Here is a 12,777-nt window from a genome sequence, read left to right on the forward strand (position 1 = left end):
AAGTGACCTTATTTTGTATTGGCTTTACTGTTGACCTTAGAACCAATGACTAAGCCTTTATCAGTAAAGTCTACCGACATCTGTAAACGCATGTTGTAGTCTTTTAACATAAGCATTTCTTCTGGCATTGGTTCGCCACTCATTTCGACCATATCAACTAACGGGGCAAACATTTTCTGATAATCAACCGCCATGTTAAAGAATCCGTTAGACTCAAGCGATTGCTTATACATTAAATCAGCAAGTTCTGTGCCTCTGTCGCCAGTGTAAGCCACTAAATGATTGCCCTTGATGGCTAATTTAGCGCTCACACCAAGTTCAGGAGGTAACATCAGCATTGGGGTAATATCAACCGGATCGCCGTTATCTTTTAAGTCGATATTCGCAAGAGGCGGATAAAATGGCTTAAGCATGTCGACTAACATCATCGGTTTTTCAGCCGAGACACTGATTAATGCATCTAACGTTTCAAAGCTAGGTTGGCCATTATTGTCAGCTAACTTGTAATCGGCAAGTGTCACACTAATGCCTTTAACGCCATTAGCCATACCTGTCATCATTCCCAACATAGCAGGATTTAACTCACTCAACTGTAATTGCATTTGAGCCAACGCAGCACACTGATATTGCGGAGTTTGTAAATCGGTCCACACCTCATTCAATGCTGGTGCCAGTTGATTAACATCAACCCCCAGCGCAACCGATAAGATGTTGTCATGACCTTTAGTGGTAAATGATGGCACAAAGCCACGCATTTTATTTAATGCCGACAGGATGACTTGGTTGTTACTCTCAAACACCATAGAGGCATCAATGTTGCTTTCTTCACGACTAATCGAATATGAGTTTAATCCCATGACACTGCGCGGCCAGTTAGCTGCTATGCCATTTAACTCAGTTTGACACACTGGTGTTTTCAGTTCAGCAAATGGATCTTCGCCCTCAATTTCAATCATTTTGGTCATTTGCTTGGCTAGCATGTTACCGTCTGTTGATGTCAGACCTTTAACCAGTTCAACATGGTTAATAAAGCTTATGCTGTCTTGCATAAAACCATGTGCATTCGCGATGTCTTGCAATATGGTAGTTGCACTAATTGGATGTTCAACTTTCTTTTCACCCAATGCAGTTTCAAGTAATTCCGCTTGGTTAAATGACGTATTCAATGTCACGGTTAACCAGTTATCTTTAACAGCAAAGACGATATCTATGTGTTCTTCATCATCTGCATTGGTTAATGCATACCCACGATACTCAACAGAACCAGACTGACCTACAGTGTGAGTTAAGCCACTTTCCTGCTCGGCGCGATCAAGTTCCGCCCAAAATGCTGCAGGATTACTCAACTCAATTTTCATTACCGGCAATGCGCCTAAGGTATAAAAATAACTCTGAATGGTATCGGGTAAACCGTAAGTCGATAGCAAGGTTTCTGGTTCAGACAATACGCTCATGTATTGCTTGTATAAACTGACAAAAAAGCGCTCTTTTGCTGATGAATTCTCATCTAACGGCAGCATTTTATCAACGTCATAAGCTTGATAATTACCTGCAATGCTATACAAATAATCTTTTAACGGAAATGGAACCAGCTGCCCAGAAAACGCTAATGTATCAGCAGGGATATAGTCCAACATGGGGTCGTTTTTAACCACTGACGTCCCTTGTTGTGACAAAAGATATCCACCAGCACCAACAGCCAATACCACAGCAGCAATTGCCATTTTATTCATTTATAAACTCCAATTTATATTATTGTTAACTCTTCCTTGAAATGAGTTAGCATTTGAAAATTTGTTATCTTTTGAGATAAGTATTATCGATTCCACCGATAAACTGCGGAATAATTTAGCACTAAATGTTAACAAACGCATTAAACCTTACCTTATTGCATACGACTTATGCAGCAAAAACGAATATCGCACTATCAAAGCACGACATTATGCTGCCAAGTTTAGCAGTCAATAGCACAAGTTTAGTCATGACGAGGGGGCGTAAAAAACAGTAAGCAGATGATAAATTAAAAGTCGGTTTTCCCGATAACTCTTCAATAGAGAGTTATCGGGAACAACCTAATCGATTGCTTATACGCTAACAAGTCAATCAATGTGCTCGAGGATGCGAGCGAAGCTTTTGAAGGTACGTGGATTGCAAAAACAATCCCAAAACGTCAACAAAAACCATCTACGGGGACTTCTAAATCTAGACTACTATCGGCGTGGATGCATGAAAATTTAAATAAAATTTAATTCTTTTTTATTCATGCTAAGTAAATTAATCAATTAGCGAAAATACTGTGTATACCATCGCCCAAAACAGCATCAATCGCACCAGTCATATTGTGGCGATAACCTATTACCATGTGATGAAATAAGAGTAGATTGCAACAAAGTTCAATCTTATAAATGATTGAAAATCGGCTTACGAAATACGCCTTATTAAACAGAAGCTCATTAACAGAAAGAGTAACCTAGCAGCACAGCAAAGAGTAAACACATTCATCTGCATTTGACTACGGATGAATGCAATACTTTACGGTAAATAGCTTAAGCCTAAATATCGAAATGCAAACCACATTCACGCTGTAAACCATTAAAGCGCGTGTCTTCTTCAGACATGCCTAACTCCAGCGGCTTACTTGAGTGAGTATCACCAACCGACACATAGCCTTGTTCCCACAATGGATGATATGGCAAGTCATGCTCGGTTAAATATAGGTGCACATCTTTATTGCTCCACTCAATAATAGGCAATAACTTAAAGCGTTTACCGCTAATGGCCAAAATCGGCAAGGCTTCACGGGTACTAGACTGACTGCGACGTAAACCCGCAAACCAAGTACCAACATTGAGTTCAGCTAATGCACGCTGCATTGGCTCAACTTTATTGATGCGGTTATATTTCTCCAACCCATCAATCCCCTGCTGCCACAGCTTACCAAAACGCGCTTCTTGCCACGCCTGGGTTTGGCCCGCTTGGTACACTTTAAGATTCAAGTTTAAGCGCTCAGTTAACTGGTCAATAAATTGATAAGTCTCAGCAAATAAATAACCCGTGTCAGTTAAAATTACTGGAATATCACTTTGCGCCTGAGTCACCATGTGCAGCATCACGGCACCTTGAATACCAAAGCTAGACGATAGCGCATGCTTACCAGGTAGGTAGGCTAAGCCCCAAGCCACTCGCTGCTGCGCCGTTAAGCCTGCTAAAAACTGGTTAATCCTTTCTAGCACTGCAGTTTGCTCAGCTTTAGGCGCTGATAGCAACGCCTGCAATTGAGCCGGAGTGATAGAATGATCGACGGCTGCACTTGTTGATGCAGTCGTTACCACGTCATTACGCATGAAAATCCTTAGCGGCGTCATTAACCGCCTTCACTACGCCAATGCGCACAGTGAAGTTACCAAAGGTTTCGCCAGCATCACGTTCGGTGGCGTAACGGCCAAACAAGCCATCCAATTCAGCTAAAATTTCAGCTTCTTGAATGTTTTCTTTATGCATTTTATTTAACCGCGTACCTTCAAAGCTGGCACCTAAATACAAGTTATAACGTCCTGGAGCTTTACCCACTAAGCCAATTTCGGCGGCAAATGGACGAGCACAACCGTTTGGACAGCCCGTCATACGCACCACAATTGATTGCTCACTAATGCCATGTTTCGCCTGTAGTGCATCGATATGATCAATAAACTCAGGGAAGTAACGCTCAGCTTCAGCCATCGCTAACGGGCAAGTTGGTAATGCCACACAGGCTATTGAATGACCACGTGTACCACTTAACACTTGACCTAATAAGCCGTGCTTGCGCGCTAAACCTTCAATTTCGGCTTTATCTTCTGCCGCAACACCCGCAATAATCATGTTTTGATTAGATGTCATGCGAAAATCGCCTTTATGGATTTTAGCAATTTCACGTAAACCCGTTTGCAAGGTTTGGCCAGGCATGTCTTTAATACGGCCGCTTTCAATAAATAAGGTTAAGTGGAACTTGTTATCGATACCTTCAACCCAGCCATAACGATCGCCGCGATCACCAATGATCACATCACGCTTTGGCTCAAAGTTAACCCCAGCACGCTTTTCCACTTCCGCTTTAAAGGCATCATATCCGTGGTCAACAATGGTGTACTTCAAACGCGCACGTTTACGGACAACACGGTTACCCCAGTCACGCTGAACTGTCATTACGGCTTCGGCAAACTTAGTCACATCCTCAGTTTTAATAAAACCAAAATCGTCAGCTAAGCGTGGGAAGGTTTCAACTTCACCGTGGGTAGAGCCCATGCCGCCGCCAGCAACCAAGTTGAAACCAACCAATTCACCCGCTTCTGCTACCGCAATAAAACCAAGGTCGTTGGTGTATACATCAACATCATTATGTGGCGGAACGGCGACAGCCATTTTAAATTTACGTGGCAAATAGGTTTTGCCGTAAACAGGTTCAACGGTTTCGGTACCTAATAGCTTCTCTTCATCTAACCAAATTTCAGCATAAGCGCGAGTATGTGGTAATAGATGATCCGATAAATGCTTTGCCACCGCATATGCTTGCTCATGCAGTTTAGACTCAACCGGGTTTGGGTTACACATCACGTTACGGTTTACATCACCACAAGCAGCAATAGAATCAAGTGCTGCGCGATCAAGACCTTGGATCAAGGTTTTTAGATTACGCTTAGGAATGCCGTGGTACTGAAACGTTTGACGCGTGGTTAAACGAATGCTGTTTGAGGTGGTTAGTGTAGATGAAATTTTATCCACTTCTAACCATTGTGCTGGGGTACAGATACCACCTGGTACCCGTGCTCGAAGCATAAAGCTATGCAATGGCTCTAACTTTTGCTCTTTACGTTCATTACGTAAATCGCGATCGTCTTGCTGATAAAAACCGTGGAATTTGATCAGCTGCTGATCGCCATCACTAAACGATCCTGTTACTTGGGTATCTAAACCCTCTTGGATATCACCGCGTAAATAATCACTGTCGATTTTTAAGTATTCGTTTAACGCTAACTTTTGCTCACTCATGGCCTAGGCCTCTCTTAATTCTGTTCAATTCAGTAGTGCGATTGGGTTGCTAGATTTGTGCTAACAACCGAGGTCGAATTTAGTACACGTCTTTTTGGTAGCGTTTTTCACTACGTAGTGTTTCAAAGTAAGCTTCTGCGTCATCAGCACTTAAGCCCCCCTGTTCAACCGCAATATTGACTAATGCTTGATGGACATCTTTTGCCATACGTTCTGCATCACCACAGATATACACATGGGCGCCATTTTGTAGCCACTGCCACAACGTTTCGGCTTGTTCTGCAATGCGATGCTGAACATACACTTTATGAGCTTGATCGCGTGAGAAAGCCACATCTAAACGCGATAAATCGCCATTTTTAAGATACTGCTGCCACTCAACTTGGTACAAGAAATCTTGTTCAAAATGCGGGTTACCAAAGAATAACCAGCTATCACCCGAGGTGCCGTCAGCAGCACGTTGCTGCATAAAGGCGCGAAAAGGCGCAACACCAGTACCAGGACCCACCATGATCACCGGTGTGTTTGGATTTTCGGGTAAACGGAAATGGTTATTAGACTCAACATAGACTTTAACGTGTTGGCCTTCTTCAGCCGAGGCTAAGAAATGCGATGCCCCACCAAAACGAGCTTGGCCTTGACGTTCGTCTTCAACCAACGCGACCGTTAAGTGTACTTCTGCTTCCACTTCGGCTTGGCTAGAGGCAATTGAATATAAGCGTGGCGTGATTGGGCGCAACATATCAACTAACTGTGTCGCGCTTACCTTTGCCGGATAAGCAGCCACTAAATCGGCAAATTGATGTTTAATAATAAACTGTCTGATGTGTTCTTTGTCTTCACAAATGGCAGCAAGTTGTGCATTACCACTCAACTCAGCCCATGTTTTCACTAGGCCTGGGTATAACTGAGTTAATTCTTTCTTATCGGTTAACGCAGCTTTTAATGATAGTGACTCTTTCGACACTGTGACATTATCGTCTGCAGCTAAACCGAGCGCGGCGATCACTTCATCAACAAGTACTTCGTTATTGCTAAACCACACACCTAACGCATCGCCGACTTGATAAGTTAATCCCGACTCGCCTAAGTCAATTTCAACATGGCGTACATCACGATCAGAACCTCGACCAGTAATTTTTTGGCTTACCAATACTTCAGCGGTATAGGGATTTTGCTTGGTGTATTCACTTTCACCCGTAACAGATGCGGCACCAATTGACACCACATTTGCACTTGAGGCTTGAATGTACGGCTTAACAGTTTCGACAACACTGTCCTGCCATTGTTGTGAAATATCTTCATAGTCAACATCACATTCTACCAAAGGTAATAATGATGTTGCCCCTAATGCACTTAAACGCGCATCAAAGTCTTTACCTGTTTGGCAGAAAAACTCATAGCTTGAATCACCTAGCGCTAACACAGAATAATGTAGTTTATCTAGTTTAGGGGCACGCTTTGAAGCTAAAAACTTGTGTAACTCAATGGCATCATCAGGCGCTTCACCTTCACCATGGGTGCTGACAACTAATAGCAAGATGGTTTCTTGCTTTAACTGACGCACATTGTATTCACCCATTGATGTCAAATTAACCGCATAACCTTGCGCCTGCGCTTTAGCCGCTAACTCTTTGGCAACACCACGGCCGTTACCCGTTTGGCTACCGTATAAAATTGTAACTGTTGGGGCTGTACTTGTCTCTGCTGTCGTCTCGACACCGCTTTGACCATGATTAGCACTCGCCGCTAGATAACCGCTGACCCATGCGAGCTGAACTGAAGATAATTCTGATGTGAGTTGTTTTAGCTTATCGATTTGTCCTTGAGACAAAGGCGAAGCTAAAGCTGAAAGTTCTTTTAACAACATAAGACGGCCTTATAACAGTGTAATGTGGAACAGCTTACTCCTGAGTATCAAAACAAAAAAAGAATAAAAGATAATTTTTTATTCCATTTAGGAATATGCAAAGTTGTTTTTTTAAGCTACAAAAGTGTGGCGCAGTTAAAAGTTTTTAAATTACCTCTATTTAAAACCAAGTAATTAGCCCAAAGGCACTTGTACCGAACACGCTTCCTGTCGCAAGCTAGGAGGTTCAATTAACTGATGAATAATGTTCAGCTTGATTGTTCTCTGAGTAAAACGACGTGCAAATACAATGTAACTATGTCAGCGTAAAGCCATTGATTAAATAGTTTACCCGACTTCAATGTTTACATGCTGCACTTTTTCTATCATTAAAGTGTCCATGTTAGGCTGTAATACTCAAACGGAATGGTCTATTGGTGGGGAACAACAATAGACGGTCTTTTTATCAACCATCAGGAAACAGTCATGCAGATTGGAATACCGAGAGAAAGTATCGAAGGTGAAACTCGAGTCGCCGCGACTCCAGCCACTGTGATACAACTAATAAAACTCGGCTTTAGTGTGGCAATTGAAGCACAGGCAGGTGTGAAATCAAGCTTCGATAATGCTGCATTTGAAGCCGCTGGGGCAGATGTTGTCGACAGCGTCTATCAAGCGGACTTTATTTTTAAAGTCAATGCGCCAAGTGATGAAGAAATCGCTCAAATGAAGCCAGGCACTACCCTGGTAAGTTTTATTTGGCCAGCACAAAACCCTGAGCTTGTTGAAAAACTGTCAAGTCACAATATTACTGTGATGGCGATGGACATGGTGCCGCGTATCTCACGCGCACAATCACTCGATGCTTTATCATCGATGGCCAACATTGGTGGTTATCGCGCGGTGATCGAAGCTGCTCACGAGTTTGGTCGTTTCTTTACTGGGCAAATTACCGCCGCAGGTAAAGTACCACCAGCCAAAGTATTAGTTATTGGTGCTGGTGTAGCCGGTCTTGCCGCTATTGGCACTGCAGGCTCGCTAGGTGCCATAGTACGCGCATTTGACACCCGCCTTGAAGTGGCTGAGCAAATTGAGTCAATGGGCGGCAGTTTCTTAAAGCTTGAATTTGAAAATAAAGAAGGCGGATCATCAGACGGCTACGCAAAAGTGATGTCAGAAGAATTTATAGCCGCTGAAATGGCGCTCTTTGCCGAACAAGCTAAAGATGTCGATATTATTATCACCACCGCATTAATTCCGGGTCGCCCGGCGCCAAAACTGATCACCAAAGACATGGTCGATACCATGAAACCTGGCTCAGTGATTGTTGATTTAGCCGCAGCCACGGGCGGTAACTGTGAATATACCGTCACTGGTGAGCGCTTTATTACTGACAACGGCGTCAAGGTATTAGGTTATACCGACCTGCCAGGTCGTTTACCGGCGCAATCGTCACAACTTTATGGCACTAACTTAGTCAACTTGATGAAGCTAATGTGTAAAGCCAAAGACGGTAACGCAGTACTCGATTTTGATGATGTAGTAATGCGCAATATGACCGTGACCCGTGGCGGCGAAATTACTTTCCCACCACCAGCGATTTCAGTGTCTGCCGCGCCGCAAAAACCAGCTGCCAGCATTGAGCCTAAAGCGGCGAAAGTCGATAAAGCACCGTCAAAACTTAAATACATTTTAGGTGTGTTAGGTCTTGCCGGCTTTGCAGCAGTCGCTTCGGTTGCCCCCGCTGAGTTCTTGTCGCATTTCACCGTGTTCATCCTAGCCTGTGTAGTGGGTTATTACGTGGTGTGGAATGTGTCGCACTCATTGCATACGCCGTTAATGTCGGTCACTAATGCGATTTCAGGCATTATTGTGGTCGGGGCGTTATTGCAAATAGGTCAAGGTTCAGCATTAGTCACGGCGCTTGCGTTTGTCGCGGTGCTTATTGCCAGTATCAACATCTTTGGCGGGTTTACCGTCACTCAGCGTATGCTGAAGATGTTCCGTAAAGATTAAGGAGTTATATCGTGTCTCAAGGACTGGTTACAGCATCTTATATCATTGCCGCGGTGTTTTTTATTCTCAGCTTAGCTGGATTATCAAAACAAGAAACCGCCAAGAATGGTAATTTATTTGGCATTATCGGGATGGCGATTGCACTCATTGCCACCATCCTCAATCCTGCTACAAGTGGCGTAGAATGGATTATTCTTGCCATGGTTATTGGTGGATCGATTGGTATTCGCTTAGCATTAAAAGTTGAAATGACTGAAATGCCAGAGCTAGTGGCTATTTTGCACAGCTTTGTGGGCTTAGCCGCAGTATTAGTTGGCTTTAATAGCTTTATTGATATTCAGCCACATGAAGTGTCGGAAATTGTCGTCGTTATGGGGCAAGATCTCAATACTACGCTCGAAACCGCAAAAGCGGCATTTGCCCAAGCAAGTCAAGCTCAACAAGCACAGCATTTAACCGGCGCCATGCTTAACATTCACTTGGTCGAAGTGTTTTTAGGTATCTTTATTGGTGCAGTCACCTTCACCGGTTCGATCGTAGCTTTTGCTAAGCTACGTGGTTTGGTGTCATCAAAAGCGTTAATGCTGCCGCATCGTCATAAATTAAATTTATTGGCTGTTGTGGTGTCGTTTATTCTGATGGTGCTATTTGTTCAAGCTGGCGGTGCAATCACACCACTGATTCTGATGACATTAATTGCGTTTGCATTTGGTTGGCATTTAGTCGCATCAATTGGCGGTGCAGACATGCCAGTTGTGGTGTCTATGCTGAACTCATATTCAGGTTGGGCAGCAGCAGCGGCCGGTTTCATGCTATCAAATGACTTACTGATTGTCGTCGGTGCACTTGTGGGCTCGTCGGGTGCAATTCTGTCTTACATTATGTGTAAAGCAATGAACCGCTCGTTTATTTCAGTTATTGCCGGTGGTTTTGGTAATGACAGTGTTGCCTCTTCAGGCGATGACACTGTTGGCGAATACCGTGAAACAACCGCTGAAGATGTCGCTGATATGCTAAAAGCATCTGATACCGTCGTTATCACCCCTGGCTATGGCATGGCTGTGGCTCAAGCTCAGTACCCTGTCGCTGAAATCACTAAAAAGCTGCGAGCGTTAGGTATAAAAGTGCGCTTTGGTATTCACCCTGTAGCAGGTCGTTTACCTGGTCATATGAACGTACTTCTTGCAGAAGCTAAAGTGCCTTATGACATAGTGCTGGAAATGGACGAAATCAACGAAGACTTTAGCAGTACTGATACTGTGCTAGTCATAGGTGCCAACGATACGGTTAACCCCGCAGCGATGGAAGATCCAACTAGCCCTATCGCGGGCATGCCAGTATTAGAAGTATGGAAAGCACAAAATGTCATTGGCTTTAAACGTTCAATGAATACGGGTTATGCAGGTGTACAAAATCCATTGTTCTTCAAAGACAATACGCAAATGTTGTTTGGTGATGCTAAGGACAGTGTTGAGGCGATTCTTAAAGCCTTATAAGGTTATCTTTTAATGCTAAAATACCAGCAGTTTGCTGGTATTTTTTTGTTTAAGAACCCGCTAAACTAGAACGATTAGACTCTATAGGATTATTGATGACACCGCAGGACGTCATTACTCAATTACAGCTTGAACTTGCGCAACAAGAGCAAAAAATCAAGCAATTAGAGTATGAAAATAATCGGCTTACTCTATTGAATAAACGAGTAAACGAACAACTCAGTGCCACGCTAGATCGCACTGGCTTATGTTTGTGGGAGCAACATATTCCCACAGGCAATTTAACTATTTTTAATCAACAATGGGGACACCTCCTCGGTTTTACTCGCGAAGAGCTGCCCGCCCATATCGACAGCTGGAAAAACAATCTCCATCCTGAAGATAAAAACTGGGTTATCCAGGCCTTTGACAACCATGTTGCAGGTAAAGCCGAAACCTATCACGCCGTGCACCGGATGATACACAAAGATGGCAGTGTTTCTTGGGTTTCTGACCGTGGCCGTATTGTTGAATATGACATTGACGGTAAACCGCTGCGCATTATGGGCACCCATATTGATGTCACTAAAGAAAAACGTTACGAGGAAGACCTCGCTAAGCGAGCTCATCGTGATCAGTTAACTCATCTCCTCAATCGAAATGCTCTCATCGAAGTATTTGAGCAAGGAAGAAAAGCTAACCCTCCCCATAAGGGCGCCCTTTGCTTCATCGATTTAGACGGTTTTAAGATGATTAATGATCGCTTAGGACACAGATATGGCGATAGCATATTAATCCATGTCGCAGATCATATTTGCCAGGTATGTGAGCAGGTTTTTAGTACTACTGATAGCGCCCAGTCTCAAGATCACTATGTGGCTCGATTTGGTGGTGATGAGTTTGTTATTTTAGCCCATTCCAATAACGTTGAATTATTAACAACCATGGCTAAAACATTGTTATCACATTATCAACACCCCATAGAATTAGAGGGAGAAACCATTAAAATTGGCCTCAGTATTGGTATCAGTCTGTTTGATGAGTTAGACCATTTTTCGAATGTTTGCGAGCAGGCTGATAAAGCCATGTACAGTATTAAAAAAGATGGCAAACATAACTTCTTATTTTGGTAAATACGACTCTAAAGTAGCCAGCCTTGGTAACTTAAGCCTTAACATGAGGATGATTAATCTCAATTCGCTTAAGCGTTCAAGTTAATTAAATAAGCCAATCTTATGCGACTAGGATATGCTGCAGACTTAAAAGATGAGTTCAACGCAAAAGCCTAACTGGACAAAATAGGTAAGGAATTGATATATATGGAAATGCATTATTATCTGTCACTAAAAGCCATCTTAAACCGTTACCATGCTTAGCCTAATCTGGCTATCGACATAGTCATCGGGTGAGTGTATTTGGCGTTTTACAGTAAACTCTCGCTCAACTACTGATTTTATTAATTACTTTGTTTGCCCTACGCTTTCGCTTTCTTGTTACTGAATGTTGAGTAACAAATACCATATGCGACAGCAGGCAACTGACCAATAAGAATTATTGTTTATGTTTTTATCACCTTATTTTACCAAGCAAGATCAAAGCGTATTTATTTCGGCTCAACAAGCCAGTGACTTCGCAAAAAAAATCGCTGGCGATTTTAATCCTATCCATGATGTGGGCGCTAAACGTTTTTGCGTACCGGGCGATTTATTGTTTGCCCTCGTGCTGACCCAATATGGCTTAAGCCAAAATATGCAATTTAAGTTTGCTGGCATGGTAGGTGACAATGTTGAACTTCACGTTGATAAGAGTGTTGGCGAAAAATTTAGTATTAGTGACACCAAAGGTAAAGAATATCTGCATATTCAACGTCAAGGTGAAGTGTGTAAATGCGATATACAAACTGCCGCATTCATTCAAAGCTATGTGGCTTTTTCAGGCTTAAATTTTATTCATGTACTTGTGCCAATGATGAAGCAATACAAGGTAATGATTAACCCTGATCGTCCATTAGTCATTTATGAAAGTATGTCTTTTCATTTAGATAACTTTGATTTCAGTACTATCAGTTTGCATTTGGTTAAGCAAAACTTAGTCATTGATGGTAAGCGTGGTGATGTTACCCTTACCTTTGAACTGCAAAGCGAAGGCAAGGTTATCGGTAGCGGCGTAAAAACATTAGTATTAAGTGGATTACGTGAGTTTGATGACGAGAAAGCGCAAGACATGTGTGACAGATACGAAAGCAGAAGCTGGAATAAGTAAACAGTAACTTCATCGTAGAAGAAATACCATACCGTAATGATATCTGCTCGATTCAGTATATTGAAGGCTCAGATGCCAATACGGGATGGTTGTTTCGATGCGGTATTGATCATAATGTCAATTTGAACATCGATTTGTTACTAACAG

At 42.7% G+C, this 12,777-nt stretch carries 8 protein-coding genes; 4 read left to right on the forward strand and 4 right to left on the reverse strand.

Going from position 1 to position 12,777, the window contains the following annotated elements; genetic code table 11:
* Positions 1 to 8: 8 nt before the first annotated feature.
* The 4 genes from H5123_RS07795 to H5123_RS07810 all read right to left on the reverse strand — a co-directional run bounded on the left by H5123_RS07795 (position 9) and on the right by H5123_RS07810 (position 6,898).
* Positions 9 to 1,733: a hypothetical protein gene (locus H5123_RS07795; protein ID WP_124015429.1), complete on the reverse strand. Its 1,725-nt coding sequence runs from the start codon at positions 1,731 to 1,733 to the stop codon at positions 9 to 11.
* 819 nt (positions 1,734 to 2,552) lie between these two features.
* Entirely contained in the window at positions 2,553 to 3,344 is a 792-nt protein-coding gene (locus H5123_RS07800) for a phosphoadenylyl-sulfate reductase (RefSeq protein ID WP_182697589.1), read from the reverse strand.
* Complete coding sequence (gene cysI / locus H5123_RS07805; protein WP_182697590.1) at positions 3,337 to 5,028, reverse strand: assimilatory sulfite reductase (NADPH) hemoprotein subunit; 1,692 nt, start codon at positions 5,026 to 5,028, stop codon at positions 3,337 to 3,339. Before cysI ends, H5123_RS07800 begins: the two co-directional genes overlap by 8 nt.
* Positions 5,029 to 5,107: 79 nt before the next feature.
* Positions 5,108 to 6,898: an assimilatory sulfite reductase (NADPH) flavoprotein subunit gene (locus tag H5123_RS07810; RefSeq protein WP_124015426.1), complete on the reverse strand. Its 1,791-nt coding sequence runs from the start codon at positions 6,896 to 6,898 to the stop codon at positions 5,108 to 5,110.
* A gap of 465 nt (positions 6,899 to 7,363) precedes the next feature.
* Here H5123_RS07810 and H5123_RS07815 point away from each other — a divergent pair, with 465 nt between their 5' ends.
* The 4 genes from H5123_RS07815 to H5123_RS07830 all read left to right on the forward strand — a co-directional run bounded on the left by H5123_RS07815 (position 7,364) and on the right by H5123_RS07830 (position 12,630).
* Entirely contained in the window at positions 7,364 to 8,893 is a 1,530-nt protein-coding gene (locus H5123_RS07815) for a Re/Si-specific NAD(P)(+) transhydrogenase subunit alpha (protein WP_124015425.1), read from the forward strand.
* An 11-nt stretch (positions 8,894 to 8,904) separates the two neighbouring features.
* The gene (pntB, locus tag H5123_RS07820) at positions 8,905 to 10,389 is read left to right on the forward strand and encodes a Re/Si-specific NAD(P)(+) transhydrogenase subunit beta (protein ID WP_182697591.1); all 1,485 of its coding nucleotides are present in this window, start codon (positions 8,905 to 8,907) and stop codon (positions 10,387 to 10,389) included.
* 95 nt (positions 10,390 to 10,484) lie between these two features.
* Positions 10,485 to 11,501, forward strand: coding sequence for a sensor domain-containing diguanylate cyclase (locus H5123_RS07825; RefSeq protein ID WP_182697592.1), 1,017 nt, complete (start codon positions 10,485 to 10,487; stop codon positions 11,499 to 11,501).
* A 427-nt stretch (positions 11,502 to 11,928) separates the two neighbouring features.
* Positions 11,929 to 12,630 carry a DUF3581 domain-containing protein gene (locus H5123_RS07830; RefSeq protein ID WP_182697593.1) on the forward strand — a complete coding sequence of 234 codons (702 nt, stop codon included), beginning with the start codon at positions 11,929 to 11,931 and terminating at the stop codon, positions 12,628 to 12,630.
* Positions 12,631 to 12,777: the final 147 nt, after the last annotated feature.

Source organism: Shewanella sp. SR43-4, from assembly GCF_014163845.1.
GTDB lineage: Bacteria > Pseudomonadota > Gammaproteobacteria > Enterobacterales > Shewanellaceae > Shewanella > Shewanella vesiculosa.